This window comes from Lysinibacillus sp. CTST325 (assembly GCF_054665055.1).
This window is the reverse complement of record NZ_BAAFHO010000005.1, coordinates 244,567-260,074: the sequence shown is the minus strand read 5'-3', so window position 1 is coordinate 260,074 and position 15,508 is coordinate 244,567. Positions and strand designations below refer to the sequence as shown.

Below are 15,508 nucleotides of genomic sequence, written 5' to 3'. Positions count from 1 at the left end.
GGATACGATGAAAAATATACAAAAGTACATGAAAAATATCAATTTAATCATTGGTCTACTAGTCATTGTCGGTTTTCTAATCGTAATGATTATCAGCTTTTTTTATACACCACATGATGTGAACTCTATGAATATACCTCAAAAATTACGAAGCCCAAGTAGTGATTATCTTTTTGGTACGGATGAATTTGGTCGTGATATTTTTAGCCGTATGATGAAAGGAACACAAACGGCCTTTGCAGTCGGTCTACTAACGGTATCTATCGGAACAATTTTTGGTATTTTAATTGGTGGTATAGCGGGGTATGTAGGTGGCTGGATCGATGAAATCTTTATGCGCATAATGGATGCATTAATGGCTTTTCCAGGAATAATATTAGCTTTAATGCTCGTTGCGGTATTTGGACCAGGAATTGTAAATACAGCTATTGCATTAGGCATTATTGCCATACCAGCCATTGCCAGAATTACACGTAGTGGTTTCGTCCAACATCGTGACAATGAATATGTCTTAGCCGCAAAGTTAATCGGCGTAAAATCTTATAGCATTATGTTTCGCCATATATTACCCAATATTTCATCGCAGATTATCGTCGCCGCAACTGTAACCTTTGCGACTGCAATGCTTGCGGAGGCAGCGTTGAGTTATTTAGGGCTTGGCGTGCAGCCTCCAAACCCTAGTTGGGGACGAATGTTAAAAGATTCACAAGCTTATTTAGTTGGAGCCCCTTGGTACACTTATGCGCCAGGTGGAGCCATTACAGTACTTGTATTAGGTTTGTATATGCTTAGCAATGCGTTACGCGATTTTATGGATCCACGTTCAAAAGCGTAAAATATCAGGTGCTGTTTTTTTCAATAATTCATAGGCCTTTACTGCTATTTCTATATTGAGACGATGTGGTGCCTGTAAAAAATCAGCACCTAAAATATTTTCTAGTCGTTCAATTCGTTTATAGAGTGTTTGACGGACAATGAATAATTGTTCAGCAGTATCATTTTTGGCACCATTGCATGCTAAATAAACACAGAGCGTTTGATACAGGTCGTTACCATTCTTTTGATCAATCAACAGTATTTCATGTAAATAATCTTTAACGTATTGCAAAAGGGCAGCGTAGTCCTGATGTAATAACAATCTGTAAACACCTAAATCCTTGTAGTAAATAGAAGAAGCAAGTTCATTGTGTTGCATTTGAATGGTTGTTATTGCCTCTTCATAGCCTTGCTGTACGCTCTTAATGGATTGATAAACATTGCTAATGCCAAAGATAAGGGTTATTTGCTCGAAAAGCTGTGGTGTTTTTCGAGCAATAATCTGCTGTATAGCTTGATGAAAAGAGTCTCGATTTTTCTTCATATCATCTGTTGCAATGTAAAATGCAAGGATAATAATTTCATGCTGTCGAACCGAAACAGTAGGGAAAAAGCCAAGTTTTTTTAGGATGGAACGAACAAACATAACATTTTGCAGCTGTATTTCTTGCCAGTCCTCCTCAGAAAAGGTATTGGCAAAATCAAGCATATTAAACACAACTACGCGATAAAATAAGTTGCGGTTTTCCAGCGGCAAATAACTTTGATAATACTGAAGATCAATGGGTTCTCCTTGTATTAAGGCGAGGATAAATTCATCCTCACGACTTTGTTGACGTTCCTGAAGCATTCGATTACGCATTAATATTTGGGCAATAGACATCGTTGCACGTTCAAGATTTAACAATGTATAATCACTTGGCTTTAGCAATAAAGAATGCATACATAAATAGCCCCATACTTGTCCAAGTCCATTGACCGGAATGATTACGAAATGATCTTTGTCAATGGATAGTTGTTGAATGGGTTCTTGTAATTCTAGTTGCTGACAGTGGTCCTCCATAAATTGTAAATACTTTTTGGCTTCTATTGGATAATAGAAGCTTTTTGTATCTTCGGAGACAAATAAAAATAATGCATCGGTATCTTGATGAAGCACCTGTAAAATTTTTAAAATTCCATTTGGCATTAACGACAATTCCATAAAAGTCTTTGATAGTGTATCTAGCTGTGTTAATGCTAGCTGGTGCTGGTTAATAATATACGTATGTAGATCCTGCGTAATATCGATAAATCTTACAACCTCTTCAAAAATGATGATAGGAAAATCATGAGCATTAGCCATTGTAACCAGTTCTATAGGGACATAATTAAAATAATCACCAATCTCAATACAAAGACCTGCAGCACCGTTACGAATAAGGTTTTGCAAATAAGCAATTTGTGTTTCACGCTCTAACTGTAAACCTACACCAGTTGTTAAAATGAGCTCACCGCCATTTATTAAAGTATCAAAATCTTTTATTTCTAATATATGTGTCCATAGTACTTGTCGATTTAGGCCTTGTTGTCCTGCGATTAGCTTGGCAGATTCAAAATGCTTTCGCTTTAATACATCACGTACAAGTAGAGGATGTTTCGACATAAATAAGCACCTACCCTTCGAATGTACAATAATTATGTTTGATTAATCAGAAAATTTCAATATTAAATAGAATAATAGAGTAAAATCGGTGAATAATGCGAGGAGTGATCATATTACACTTAAAGGCATTGAACGTAGGCTTGCTATAACATCATTAAAATTGGTGAAGGGAAAGGAGCTCACGCTGACATTATTTAAAAAGGTATTCTTCGCAAAGGAAGGCGATTCCAAATGTTCAGAAGCGCATGGAATCGCCTTTAATAATTTCGTGTATGACCTTTCTTTACATATTCCCAATCAGTTTCAATATTTTGACGAATACGAATTAATAAGTCATGAATACTGTCAATTTCTTTAGGAGAAAAACCATCTAATGCTCTAGCATTCGAATAGTCTTCTTCTCGCTTTAACAATGAATAAATCTTGAGACTTTTCTCTGTCGGGAAAAGCTGTTTGTTTTTCTTATTGCCAATCTCATTACGCTTTTCTATAAAACCTTTTGTCTCCAACTTTTGAATTGCTCGGGAGGCAGTTGTGCGATCTACCTTTAATAGTTCAGCTACCTTTTCCTGAATAATACCAGGGTTTTCGCAGATGCGGGTGACATACAAATATTGTCCCTTTGTTAAATCAAGTTCTTTAAACTCAATATTACTAATGGAATCAAGTGCCCGCGCAATTGCACCAATATCTCGCAAAATTTCCTTCATTGATTGCCTCCGAAAAATTTATTGTATTTGCAATAAAAAATGCTCTATACTATATATTATCATCCATGCAAGGAAATTTCACTTTATATCTACAATGGAGGTTCTTTTGCAAAGCGGTTCTAGTTGAGGAGTGGACGGCTTAGCGGCGGAAAAAGCAGATTATGCCGCGCAATAGACAGTTTTACCGTCGAAGTAGACGGTTCTACCGTCGGAAAACAAAGTTCTACCAACGGAGAGTACGCTCCGAAAAACAAGGAGGAATGTAAAAATGAACACGAAAAAAATTACAGATGAACAAGATTTACAAACAGCATTTACCATTCGTCAAAAAGTTTTTATAGAGGAACAAGAGGTACCAGAGGAAGAAGAATTTGATGAATTCGATACACTAGATGCAGCATGTGATCATATTCTCGTGTACTATAACGAACAACCTGTTGGCACGGGCAGACTGCGAGTTGTTGATGGCTATGGCAAACTAGAACGTATATGTATATTAATAGAATTCCGCAAATTTGGTTTAGGTAAAGTGATTATCAAAAGTTTAGAGGAAATAGCACTTGAAAAAGGTTTAACAAAATATAAATTAAATGCACAATCCTATGCAGAAGGCTTTTATGAAAAATTAGGCTATAAGCGTGAAGGTGAAGAATTTATGGATTGTGGCATCCCACATATTTTAATGAAAAAAACAATTTAATAGGGTGTAATGGTATTTATTTTTCATTTTAAAAAATAGCAAACTAGGTTTAATGTTAGTTTGCTATTTTATTTTAATGCAATAGCGCATTTATTTTTCCCCATAACGGCTTAATTTTTTCTTTATTCGGCACATTTTCAAAAATCCAATCTGATTCATTGTTGAAGGCGTTCACTAATTTCTTTACTGCCATCTCATGAGTTACAAGGCTCATACAATTCATGATATCGACTATGTCATGTAATGGGTCAGGGGGTAATGAATTAGACAACGTTTTAAGTCCAAGTAAAGCCCGCTTGGACAATACTTATGCAGTAGTACTTTTGCGAAGTGTTCTAAACTATTCCGCAGTAAATGAACACTCCAAATCTCATTTCCACGTTGAGCACTCCAATAATATTGATACAAATACCAGACAGTATCATCTACAGCATCTTGAAATTCGTGTGGAGTTAATGACAAAGTTGTATTCTTTTGTTTTGCTGTAAGGATCCCATTTGGATCAAATAATATTTTAATCGCATCGTTTTCACTTATTTCAGAGGAAGTTACTGTAAATAAATCGATATGAATCAAATCTTCATATATGACTAATAGCTGGGGAGCAATAATATAGATATCATCTACAAAAATTGTTTTCTTATAAGCTTCAATATGTTGATTGCGGTTGGGTAAAAAAGCTTCGACATTTTCTTCATTCACAACGCAATAAATATCGATATCTGAAAATTCATCATGCTCCTCTCTAGCCATTGATCCTCTTAAAAATACAGCTTCAATATATTGATCATCTTTTAAACTTCAAGTAAAATCTCAACTACAAGATCTAATTTCAAGTGTATCCTCTCCTTCTAATAAAACAGGCCACTCAAGTTATTTTTGAGCAGCCTTATTTTGCTAGATTTCCTTAACAACAGTGCCTGAGAAGCTATCGTGTGGAAGAAGTTGTCCATTTTGTTGTTCGAATGCTTTTGGATTTTTCAAGTAATCGAATGTGCTAATTGAGTCACGGTAAGCCATGCGTTTTATAATTTGGGAGGAAGTCACCTTAGTCCCATTCTTATTTTCGAGAACTAGTCCCATTTTTTTGTAGCCAACTGTTTGCCCTTTTTTACGTAATTGTGCAAATTCAAGTGACCACATAACGACTGTCGGTGTAACGATGGCATGAATCGCCTCGTTTTTTACCTTTTTTCGGAGGATATACGCCACGCCAGCCGTGACAGCCGACGAAATAGCAATATCGATTAGAAATGCTTTTGTTCGTTTTTTTGAAATAGAGTTCACCAGATCCCCTCCTCGTAATAAGTTGTGAAATATTTAAAAGAGCATATTATCTTTAAGTGGCGATTCATCCTTGGTAAGGTAAGATGCTATGGCACCATGTTTTTCTGTCGAAGCTCCTGCATAGCCACTCGCGAAAGTAAGAAGCGGGACAGCATGTTGCTTACAAAACTCAATTAGATTGGTCGCTGTAATTTGCTTGCGAAGGAGAATAGCTAATAATGCTCCAATAAAGGCATCACCTGCGCCAGTAGTATCAATCGCATGAACGTTGTCAGCTGGCACCTTTACATGAAGCTTTTTAGTATAAAGACTTGCACCTTCTGCGCCACGAGTAATTATGATTACTTGTACTTCCCCTTGAAATAATGAATGGACAGCTGTTTCCTCATCCTCAATCGCTGTTAAAAATAAAAGCTCCTCCTCGGACAATTTAACGATATGGGCCTTTGGTAAAAATTCTAAAATAGTTTGACGACATGCCTTCTCATCATTCCATAGTGGCAAGCGAACATTGGGATCAAAAGATACAAGACTACCTGCCTGATGGGCTTGTTCAATCAATGCCATATGTGCATGTTTCATAGGGCTTTCCACTAAATTAACTGAACAAAAATGAAGAATATCGTGATCTGTTAATAGATTAGGTGGGAGTTGCTCTTTGTTGTAAAGTAAATCTGCTGCGTGTCGACGATAAAATAAGAAATCACGGCCTCCATCACTTGCCAGAGAAACAAAAGCTAGACTCGTTTCACCCTTATCTGTTTGAACAATATAGTTCGTATCGACATCGGCTTTTTTTAACGTTTCAACGAGAAAATCTCCAAAAGCATCCTGACCTACCTGTGTAATGAGGGCAGCTTGTTGCCCGAGTTTTGCACAAACAGCTGCAACATTAGCAGGAGCCCCACCGGCATTTTTAGTAAATTGCTCAACTGTAGCAAGGGAAGCATTTTGTTCAGTAGGTGTAAAATCAATTAATAATTCACCAATTGCATAAAGTTTACTCACGGGAAAAATCTCCTTTAATAAAAACTAAGTCTGAGACACACGCTTTTTCTTTGGAACGTAAATTGTGTAAAAAATGCCACCAAAAATTAATACAATACCAACCGTTTGCATAAAGCTCGGTATAAAATCAAGCAACAGCATATCAAGGAATATAGCCACAACTGGGTCAACAAATACTAATACTGAAACTAGAATGGTAGAGAGGCTACGAATACTATCAAAAAATAAATAGTAAACAAATCCTGTATGAATAAAGCCCGTTCCTAAAATATATAGCCAGTTTGTTGTCGTTAAGCCATCAAATAATGAAAAATTAACAAATGGCAATAGTATGATAATTCCGACTGCAGTTTGGATATATGTTAAGGCATAGGAGCTAAGCTTTGTGATTGTTTTACTTGTGAGCATCGTAAACGCGTAAAACAATGCAGACAATAATGCCCAAATAAAACCGGATTTCATAAATTCAGAGAGTGACATAAAATTATTTAAACCAATAATGAGCATACTGCCGATAAAGCAAGTTACTGTTGCTAGCAATGCTTGAATAGTCATCTTTTCTTTTAAAAACAATGCGCCAAATATTAATACGAATATTGGTGCTAAATTATAGATAGAAATGGCAATGGAAATTGACATTTCTTCAAAGGCTTTAAATAAAAATACCCAGTTTAAGACAATAAAGACACCGCATAGAAGTGTACGCAATATTTCTTTTTTATCCCATACCTCTGTTTTATGACCACCTGTGATCAACCACATTCCTCCTAGAAAGAGGGTAGCGCAAATACACCTGACAAATACTAGCTCGGTAGCAGGTACGCCAGTATGAACGGTAAAAAATCCAATAGAGCCAAAAAGGGCCATTGAAACAGTTAGTTTGATAATCGCTGAAATGTTCATCCAAATCCTTCTTTCTATAGAATTATTATAATTTTTGTCGCTTGTGAAAATAGGGGAAACTTAACGTTATTTCGCTTCGTTCTCAAAGTTTTTCGCTCAGATATAGTTTCAAACTGCTCATCTTGGAGAAGAATCCGCCCCTGCTCCTCTACAAATCTTAAGAAAAGAAAGCCGACAGTTGACATACGCTGTCGGCTCTTCATTAATAGTTCTACAATTATTCTCGGATTTGGCCGTTACCGTGGATGTAATACTTTGTTGATGTTAATGCTGGTAAACCCATTGGTCCCCGAGCGTGTAATTTTTGCGTACTAATGCCGATTTCTGCACCGTAGCCAAATTCAAAGCCGTCTGTGAAGCGAGTGGAGGCATTGTGATAAACAGCTGCAGCATCCACGCTATTTAAGAACGTATCTGCTACTAACTGATCTTCAGTCATGATGGCTTCAGAGTGGTTCGTGCCGTATTTATTAATGTGTTCGATTGCTTCATAAACGTTTTCCACAATTTTAACGCTGATCTTTAAATCTAAATATTCAGTTGCATAGTCTTCAGCTGTTGCTAGTTGAGCGAATTCAAGAGCTTGACAAACGGTTTCATCACCGATAATTGTCACACCGGCTAGATGCATAGCACTTAGAAGTTGTTTGCCGTGCTCCTTAAACCAATCAGGATGAATAAGTAAGCTTTCTGCTGCATTACAAACCGATGGGCGTTGCGTTTTCGCATTGATACAAATTTTTTCTGTTTTTATGTAATCGGCCGTATGGTCCACATAAATATGACAGTTGCCAGCACCTGTCTCTAGTACTGGTACAGTGGCTTCATTTACTACTAAATCAATAAGTGCTTTTCCGCCACGAGGAATTAATACATCTAAGTATTCTTTTAAATGGAATAACTCTTTAACAGTTTCACGATTCGTATCCTCGATTAATTGTACAGCGTCCACAGGGATAGACGTTTTGCTAAGTGCGCGATGAATACTTGCCACAAGTGCTACATTAGAAAATTTGGCAGAAGAGCTACCACGTAAAATGACTGCATTACCTGTTTTCAATGATAATGTTGCCGCATCCACTGTAACATTAGGTCGCGCCTCGTAAATCATCCCGATAACGCCAATGGGTACTAGACGCTTTTCAATCAATAGCCCATTATCTTTTTCTATACGTTCTAAGAGACTGCCTACTGGATCATTTAATTCAACAAGTAACTGAATAGCACTTGACATAGCTTTCACTCGTTCTTTGTTTAGCATGATGCGATCAAGTGTAGAAGCGGGCATTCCTTGTTTCTCGCCATGAGCTAAATCCTTTGCATTTTCAGCAATGATAGTATCTTGGTCGATGATTAATTGCTCAGCAATTTTTGTGAGCGCCTCATTTTTTTCGCAAGTTGTTTTAATATTTAAAATATAGCTGGCGGCTTTTGCTAGCTTTCCTTTTTGTTGAACTTCACTTGTCATATGAATTCCTCCTTAATTTGTTTGAATTTTTAGCCATTTATCTCGGTGAATGACCTCAATAGGATAGTTCGCTAACTCATCTGTACGTTTTCCCATCGCATGTGCTAATTCTAGGGAAGAATATAAGACCTCACCACGACCAAGTAGTCCATTGTTACTGTAGACCTCGACAACGTCTCCATTTGCGAAGTCGCCTTCGACACGATATACACCAGCGGGTAACAAACTTTTCCCATTTGCCAATAATGCATGCTCAGCACCGCTATCTATAAAAATTTTACCAGATACTTCCGTGAGTGCAATCCACTGTTTATTATTTGTTAAAACAGCAAGCGCATCATGCTCAACATACGTACCATCACCACGGCCATCTAGTATGTCTACAAGCTTTTTAGCACCGTGGCCAGTTCCGATAAACACCTTGACGCCTGCATTTAAAGCTGCTCGAGCTGCAAGTAATTTAGATTCCATACCACCTGTTCCGACCTTCGAACCTGCACCGTCTGCAAAACCTAGCATTTCATCTGATACCTCTGTTAATCGATCAATGCGTTTGGCTTGTGGGTTTTTATTTGGATTGGCGTTATACAAGCCATTGATATCTGTTAAGATAATGAGCTGATCGGCATGAACGAGACCACTTACAAGTGCCGATAACATGTCGTTATCTCCAAAGGTTAATTCGCTAACAGATACAGTATCGTTTTCGTTAACGATTGGCAGTATGGAGCGCTCTAATAATTCCTCAAATGTGGCACAGGCATTTTTATAGCGCTCTTTTTTAGAAAAATCAGTGCGTGTTAATAAAATTTGAGCAGGTACAATATCATAAATGCTAAATAAAGCATTGTAGGTTTGAATAAGCAAACTTTGCCCAACTGCCGCTGCCGCCTGTTTACCTTTTACTGTGACAGGACGAGAAGGGTACCCCAGCTGTTTAAAGCCTGCTGCAACTGCACCTGATGAAACAAGCAATACTTCATGACCGTCTTTTTTCAATTCAGCTATCGCTTGAACATGGTCCATTAAACGTACTTTATCAATTTCACCTTTTGCATTTGTTAAGGAGCTACTCCCAATTTTGACGACGATTCTTTTTCTTTCCATTGCAATACCTCCATTTCGCCATTACATTTGCATTATGATTAAAACTTTAGCAACTGCTAAGATTCGCTAAAAATTAAAAATAAAAAGCCTTTTCATCCTAAAAAATTAGGACGAAAAGGCTTGCTTTCCGTGGTACCACCTACATTGAACGTCATTGACATTCCACTTTGCTCATAACGCTTGAGACTGCGCCTAGTTTAGCTAGGACGTTTTACGAAGTAGGTTCTTTAGTCTTTCTTGTGCAATGCCTTACAGCCGATGGACATCGCTCTCTGATCAAGCAGTTTCTAGGTACTAGTCTTCGCCGCTTTTATTTTTATAATTGACTATCTTTTTTGAATGATGTCTTATTCCTCAAAAAGTAATTGAATAAAGAATGCACTACTTTAGCAAGTCTGTCAAGCTGATTAGGAATGTTAATAGAAAGATCTAAAAAATAAGTAGGTAATTCTGAACAATCGAGGGCAAGCTGAGAAGGGAAAACGTTGTTTATCTGTACCACCAGATTGCGACTAACAGTGGGAGCATCGCTAAAACAATTACGAAAAAGCTCCATACTATTTGTTTTCCTGAAGACATATTTTTTGGTTTTATACTCATTTGTTCATATAGTTTGTTGATGGCACGTTGTTCTTTAGCATAAAGCATAGTTTGAAATTCATCGTAATCTTGAATATAACTTGAGGGAGGGCGAGGGCTAAAACGTAAACTTCGAATATCATCAGTAATCTCTTTTTCACCCATCCAATAAGTAATAACTGGTGCTAACCCTGAATTTTGCGCAGCTTGTACCTCGATATCATGTGTTTTCATTTTATAATAGATATTTCCTTGCTCGTCTTCATATTGCTTTACAATATCACTTACTGCCATCGACAAACACCTCTTTCTCCAAAACAATACACCTTTACGTTATGATAATATTTATTATAATGTATTAAAAGAGAAAAGTGTTGCTTAAGCGAGCATAATTGGTTGGAGGTTTTTGTAAAAATTTAGAAATAGCGAGTCGTCGTGTAGTATAATGGAAATAAAACCATATTATAATGGTTCTTTTCTAAAAGTAATTGTTCATTACCTAAAGTTAAGTTGGGTGTGACATTTTGTTAAAACGTATGTTAAGTTGATGAGCCTATTTAAAAGTAATGGAAAGAAGGGGTAGTATTGACGTTTTCAACGTTATTGGCGTTTTTAGGAGCAGCAATTATTTTAACATTAATGCCAGGACCAGATAATTTATTTGTTCTTGCGCAAAGCATTACACAGGATAAAAAGGCGGGTATAGCGACATCACTTGGTCTCTGTACAGGTTTGCTCGTTCATATAGGAGCGGCTGTTCTAGGAATCTCAGCTATTATTTATCAATCAACAGTTATTTTTTCTATTGTTAAGTTTGCAGGAGCAGCGTATTTATTGTACCTAGCTTGGCAATCGTTTCGCGCGAAAGGTGATCCATTCACGCTGGAACAGCAAAATGAACAAGCTTATATGACGTTATATCGAAAAGGTATTTTAATGAATATTTTAAATCCAAAAGTTTCTTTATTTTTCTTAGCACTATTGCCACAGTTTGTAAATCCTTCTAATGGCCATGTAGGTTTACAGATGTTAATTTTGGGTATTGTATTTTTAGTACAAGCGCTTATACTATTTTCATTATTTAGCATTTTTGCCGGTAAAGTAAGAAAAGTAATTATTGGGAAGCCTGCAATTGCTAAACGATTAAATACGATTCAAGGCGTACTTTTCACTTTTATTGGGATACAAATAGCGCTGAGTAAACAGTAAAATGGGGGATTATCATGGCAATTTTACATATAACGTTTAGCTTATCTACACAAGGTTCGATAAAACATGCAATACGACAGCATCATTTACAACGAGATGAGTCAGTGCTTAGTGTCAATGAGATTTTCTCGATTGGTCCACTAAGCAGCGCAGAAGAACGAAAAAGCTGGTTAGAAGCCCATATCTTTAGGGACAATGAAGAACGTAAATTGTATGAGGATCTTCAACAAGCATGGAAGAAAAAAATTGCAGATTTACCGAGCGATGTTGATGTCTGGGTTTGGTATAGCCAAAGTACTCATGAAGAGATTGGGTTACGTTTTGTCATGAGTGAGTTGATCAATAAATGTAGTATGATATATGGGATTGATGCTACAGAGGGCTTAAAGCGTGTACAGCCAAACATGAAGGTTCGTCAATCAGGTGAACTAGCGTCAGACTTGCTAATGAAGCTCCGTTCTGAGGCTAAGCGTTTTTCTATTGATGAGTGTCAGCAACTTGCAAAGGAATGGGAAGAGCTGAAACAAAACCCTAGTACACTGCGAATTTGGCAAGATGGAATTGCACACGTAACGGAAGACGCATTGGATTCTATCATTATGGAAAGTGCGGGAAGAGCACATGCCGAACTAAAAGAAGAATGGCTTATACCGATGCGTATCATCGGTGAAACAATTGGAGCAATTGATGACTATATAAGTGAAGAATTTGTGGAAAAACGCTTGAGGACCCTTGCAAAGCAGGGACTTTTTGAGATTGATGGAAATACAACAGATATGTATTCGTATCAAGTAAAATATGTAGGAAAGTTATAATAAATTTCTTTGAAGCAACCACCTTTTATGAAGAAGGTGGTTTTTATTTAGAAAAAATTTAATTTGTGGATATAATAGGTGTAATGAAAATCACCAACAACTGAAATAAATTAAGTTTAAGGAGGAAGAGTATGTATAATGAACTTCTCAAAATAGGACCGATAACCATATATGGGTATGGATTAATGATTGCGCTGGGCATATTCCTTGCATACCAACTCATTGTTTATCGTGCTAAGAATCGTCAGTTTGAATTATCACATATTTATTCTTTGACAGTGTGGGGATTGATAGGTGGTTTTACTGGGGCAAAGCTTTTGTATTGGATTACTCAATTCCCAAATATCATCAATAATCCTAGCATTCTTTGGAACATAGGTGAAGGATTCGTTGTTTACGGTGGAATTATTGGCGGGATTTTGTCCGGTTTCATTTATTGTAAACTACATAATATTAAATTTTTGCAATACCTTGATCTTTTTGTCCCCTCGATTGCACTAGCTCAAGGATGTGGAAGAATTGGCTGTCTACTTGCTGGCTGCTGCTATGGAGAGGAAACACATAGTCCGTTTGGAATTACTTTTCATAACTCAATAATTGCACCGAATGATATTAAATTAATACCTACACAAATTATGGAAAGTGTGTTTAGTTTTACACTATGTATACTTTTGCTTCTATTAGCGAGAAAGACTAAAAAACCTGGACTAGTTTCTTGTGTGTATTTGCTTCTTTATAGTGCAGGAAGATTTGTAATTGAGTTTTACAGAGGTGATGTAATTCGGGGACAAGTAGGTATATTTTCGACTTCGCAATTTATTGCATTACTTATCGTCCTTGTGACGAGCCTAGTATTAGTTTTATCACAATACCATAAGAGTAAGGTTGCAGGTAAAAATGCATAACTGACTTTTTCTAAACCCATTTGAATATTTAAAGTAAAGCGAGTAACAATTATGCAAAGGTGAAATAGTTACTCGCTTTTATGCTTTAGCCCATTTTTTATGAATGAAAGGAGCTTTCGATTATTCTTTTTCATAAAAATCGAATACAAATTGCTGAAATTGTCGTGCTGAAGGTGGAAGGTATCGATTTTCAATCCAAGCCATACCTATTATCCGTTCACAAACCATATCCTCTACACGAATTTTAGCCAATTTATTTGGATTCAAGTCTTCGTCAACAGGCAGTAACGATACGCCGAGGCCAGCACCTACAAAACCAGCTACGGTTGATACCTCATCACCTTCAAAAGTAATCTTCGGTTTGATCCCTGCAGCATTTAATAATTTATCAGCTGTACGTCGCAATGCGTAACCCTTTTTCATAAGAACAAAATTCTCATGTTCAAGTTCCTTCATTTTAATGCTTGTCCGGTTGGCGAAGGGGTGGTCAATCGGCACCATAATATAAAGCTCATCACGCCACAGCTCCTTCCAGCAAACAGGTGGTTCCGTGTCAATCGATGCAAGTAAACAAAGATCTAACTCTCCCGCGAGTAATTGCTTAAGCTGGGAATGTGAGTAATTTTGTGTAAAGTGAAAGCGTATATGCGGATGGTTCTGACGAAAAGCGCGGATCAGGTCAGGTACGATGCTAGTCCCTAGAGTATGTAAAAAACCGAGTGATACATCTCCAAGCTCTGGATTATTAAGCTCCTGTAATTCTAGAACTGCTTTTTCATATTCCTTACGCATGCGTTGGACACGATACAAAAAAAGCTCGCCATATCGGTTGAGCATAATCGAACGTCCTTGACGGTCGAACAAGGGGACGCCTAATTCCTCTTCAAGCTTTGAAATCGAACGACTTAATGCTGGTTGAGAAATCGCCAATGCTTCAGCTGCACGAGTCATATGCTCAAGCTTTGCTACTGCTACAAAATATTCTAATTGCTGCCATTCCATTTTTTCACCTCAAGTCCCGTTATTTTGAGTTAACTGCATTATAACGGTAAAAGAGTAGGAAGTATAGGCACATCAAGTGAAACTTTAATCAGTAGAGATGTTCCCACTGATTATTAGTCTTCATCAATCGGATTACGGGCAGTTCATCTCTTTAGTTCGCCGAATTTTAAGTAGTAGTCTTGTACTTGTCACTTCGCTTTCGGTGCTGATAAATTACTACCTGGAAATGCGGGATGAAAAATTTTTTAAAAAACGAAGTACGTAAAATGAGGATTGCAAAATGAAAGTAGCAGAAAGTGTGTTATAACAGTCATTAACCTCACATCGTTAATGCATAAAAGACATTAATATGATAAAAACTATAAATTGTACATTATCAATAAAGGGTGTTAAGATAGACACATAAATTACACAATTACAAGTTTCCGTGAAGGGGATATTATAAAATGAATTTAACAAAGCCACAACCTCTAACAATTGAGGGAGGCAAAAAAGCCGTACTATTACTGCATGGATTCACAGGTAGCACAAAAGATGTGAAAAAGCTAGGTGAATTTTTATCAAAACGTGGTTATACAGTTCATGCACCGATTTATAGTGGGCATGGCGTAGAGCCAGAAGCGTTACTTGAAACAAGACCAGAAGACTGGTGGAACGATGTTGTGGAAGGTTATAACTTCCTAAAAAGTAAAGGCTATGAAGAAATTGCTGTAGCAGGGATTTCACTTGGCGGCGTATTTTCTTTAAAAGTAGCAGAGACGTTTCCAGTTAAAGCGGTTGTTGCAATGTGTGCACCAATAACACGCGACAATTCTAAAGGTTTATTTACTCGTCTTTATCATTACGCTCGCTTATATAAACATTTTGAAAATAAATCAAAAGATCAAATTATTTCTGAATTACATGAACTACGTATTACACCAAAGGATTCATTAGACGGTGTTACACGTTTAACTACTGAAACACGCGATGAATTATCTGCAATTAAAGCACCTACATTAATACTACAAGGTTCATTAGATGATGAACTTTATCAAGAAAGTGCACCATTCATTTTAGACACTGTGGAAACTGATGATAAAGAGATTATTTGGTATGAAAATTCTGGTCATATTATTACATTAGATAAAGAGCGCGAAAAAGTGTATGAGGACGTATATAAGTTTTTAGATCATATAGATTGGTCTGTAGCAAACTAAGAGCTGTCAGCAGACAGCTCTTTTAGTTTTGTCTATTTATAGCTAGGAACTGTACAATTAACGATTTTAAAAGAAAAAACTATTGTTTTTAAAATAAATGCTTGATACTATTGTGGAATTGTAGCAAGAAATCTCTTCGATTTAAATTATTCAAT

Annotated in this window: 16 protein-coding genes and 1 pseudogene; 6 read left to right on the top strand and 11 right to left on the bottom strand. The window is 36.8% G+C overall.

What is annotated here, in order from left to right; genetic code table 11:
• Positions 1-7 precede the first annotated feature (7 nt).
• Positions 8-835 carry an ABC transporter permease gene (locus ACYQ73_RS14635; protein WP_460013159.1) on the top strand — a complete coding sequence of 276 codons (828 nt, stop codon included), beginning with the start codon at positions 8-10 and terminating at the stop codon, positions 833-835.
• Here the strand turns inward: ACYQ73_RS14635 and ACYQ73_RS14630 are convergent.
• Positions 824-2,461 carry a PucR family transcriptional regulator gene (locus tag ACYQ73_RS14630; RefSeq protein ID WP_460013158.1) on the bottom strand — a complete coding sequence of 546 codons (1,638 nt, stop codon included), beginning with the start codon at positions 2,459-2,461 and terminating at the stop codon, positions 824-826. The genes ACYQ73_RS14635 and ACYQ73_RS14630 overlap by 12 nt on opposite strands.
• Before the next feature lie 257 nt (positions 2,462-2,718).
• Positions 2,719-3,171 (bottom strand): MarR family winged helix-turn-helix transcriptional regulator, encoded by a 453-nt coding sequence (locus tag ACYQ73_RS14625; protein WP_460013157.1) that lies wholly within the window; start codon positions 3,169-3,171, stop codon positions 2,719-2,721.
• A 268-nt stretch (positions 3,172-3,439) separates the two neighbouring features.
• On the opposite strand from ACYQ73_RS14625, the gene ACYQ73_RS14620 reads away from it, so the two are divergent.
• Positions 3,440-3,871 (top strand): GNAT family N-acetyltransferase, encoded by a 432-nt coding sequence (locus ACYQ73_RS14620; protein ID WP_460013156.1) that lies wholly within the window; start codon positions 3,440-3,442, stop codon positions 3,869-3,871.
• Positions 3,872-3,944: 73 nt separating this feature from the next.
• Here ACYQ73_RS14620 and ACYQ73_RS14615 read toward each other — a convergent pair whose 3' ends face one another.
• The 8 genes and pseudogenes from ACYQ73_RS14615 to ACYQ73_RS14580 all read right to left on the bottom strand — a co-directional run bounded on the left by ACYQ73_RS14615 (position 3,945) and on the right by ACYQ73_RS14580 (position 10,517).
• Positions 3,945-4,085, bottom strand: coding sequence for a hypothetical protein (locus ACYQ73_RS14615; RefSeq protein WP_460013155.1), 141 nt, complete (start codon positions 4,083-4,085; stop codon positions 3,945-3,947).
• Between the two features lie 17 nt (positions 4,086-4,102).
• A pseudogene (locus ACYQ73_RS14610) lies at positions 4,103-4,657 on the bottom strand (aminoglycoside 6-adenylyltransferase); the annotation flags it as partial.
• Positions 4,658-4,768: 111 nt separating this feature from the next.
• Positions 4,769-5,158, bottom strand: a complete 390-nt coding sequence (locus ACYQ73_RS14605) for an RDD family protein (protein ID WP_460013154.1) — start codon at positions 5,156-5,158, stop codon at positions 4,769-4,771.
• Between the two features lie 33 nt (positions 5,159-5,191).
• Positions 5,192-6,166, bottom strand: a complete 975-nt coding sequence (locus ACYQ73_RS14600; protein WP_460013153.1) for a carbohydrate kinase family protein — start codon at positions 6,164-6,166, stop codon at positions 5,192-5,194.
• 24 nt (positions 6,167-6,190) lie between these two features.
• A complete protein-coding gene (locus tag ACYQ73_RS14595; RefSeq protein ID WP_460013152.1) occupies positions 6,191-7,069 on the bottom strand; it encodes a DMT family transporter in 879 nt (292 codons plus the stop codon).
• A gap of 217 nt (positions 7,070-7,286) precedes the next feature.
• Entirely contained in the window at positions 7,287-8,537 is a 1,251-nt protein-coding gene (locus tag ACYQ73_RS14590; RefSeq protein ID WP_460013151.1) for a glutamate-5-semialdehyde dehydrogenase, read from the bottom strand.
• Positions 8,538-8,549: 12 nt separating this feature from the next.
• The gene (gene proB, locus ACYQ73_RS14585) at positions 8,550-9,644 is read right to left on the bottom strand and encodes a glutamate 5-kinase (RefSeq protein ID WP_460013150.1); all 1,095 of its coding nucleotides are present in this window, start codon (positions 9,642-9,644) and stop codon (positions 8,550-8,552) included.
• A 489-nt stretch (positions 9,645-10,133) separates the two neighbouring features.
• On the bottom strand, positions 10,134-10,517 hold the full coding sequence (locus ACYQ73_RS14580) for a sodium:proton antiporter (RefSeq protein ID WP_460013149.1): 384 nt from the start codon (positions 10,515-10,517) through the stop codon (positions 10,134-10,136).
• Between the two features lie 291 nt (positions 10,518-10,808).
• Here ACYQ73_RS14580 and ACYQ73_RS14575 point away from each other — a divergent pair, with 291 nt between their 5' ends.
• The 3 genes from ACYQ73_RS14575 (at position 10,809) to ACYQ73_RS14565 (ending at position 13,152) form a co-directional block, all read left to right on the top strand.
• Positions 10,809-11,432, top strand: coding sequence for a LysE family translocator (locus tag ACYQ73_RS14575; protein ID WP_460013148.1), 624 nt, complete (start codon positions 10,809-10,811; stop codon positions 11,430-11,432).
• A 14-nt stretch (positions 11,433-11,446) separates the two neighbouring features.
• The gene (locus ACYQ73_RS14570) at positions 11,447-12,247 is read left to right on the top strand and encodes a DUF1835 domain-containing protein (protein ID WP_460013147.1); all 801 of its coding nucleotides are present in this window, start codon (positions 11,447-11,449) and stop codon (positions 12,245-12,247) included.
• 131 nt (positions 12,248-12,378) lie between these two features.
• Positions 12,379-13,152 carry a prolipoprotein diacylglyceryl transferase gene (locus tag ACYQ73_RS14565; RefSeq protein ID WP_460013146.1) on the top strand — a complete coding sequence of 258 codons (774 nt, stop codon included), beginning with the start codon at positions 12,379-12,381 and terminating at the stop codon, positions 13,150-13,152.
• A 120-nt stretch (positions 13,153-13,272) separates the two neighbouring features.
• Here the strand turns inward: ACYQ73_RS14565 and ACYQ73_RS14560 are convergent, their stop codons facing one another.
• Entirely contained in the window at positions 13,273-14,154 is an 882-nt protein-coding gene (locus tag ACYQ73_RS14560) for a LysR family transcriptional regulator (RefSeq protein ID WP_460013145.1), read from the bottom strand.
• A 446-nt stretch (positions 14,155-14,600) separates the two neighbouring features.
• Here ACYQ73_RS14560 and ACYQ73_RS14555 point away from each other — a divergent pair, with 446 nt between their 5' ends.
• Positions 14,601-15,353: an alpha/beta hydrolase gene (locus tag ACYQ73_RS14555; protein WP_460013144.1), complete on the top strand. Its 753-nt coding sequence runs from the start codon at positions 14,601-14,603 to the stop codon at positions 15,351-15,353.
• The last annotated feature ends 155 nt before the right edge of the window (positions 15,354-15,508 follow it).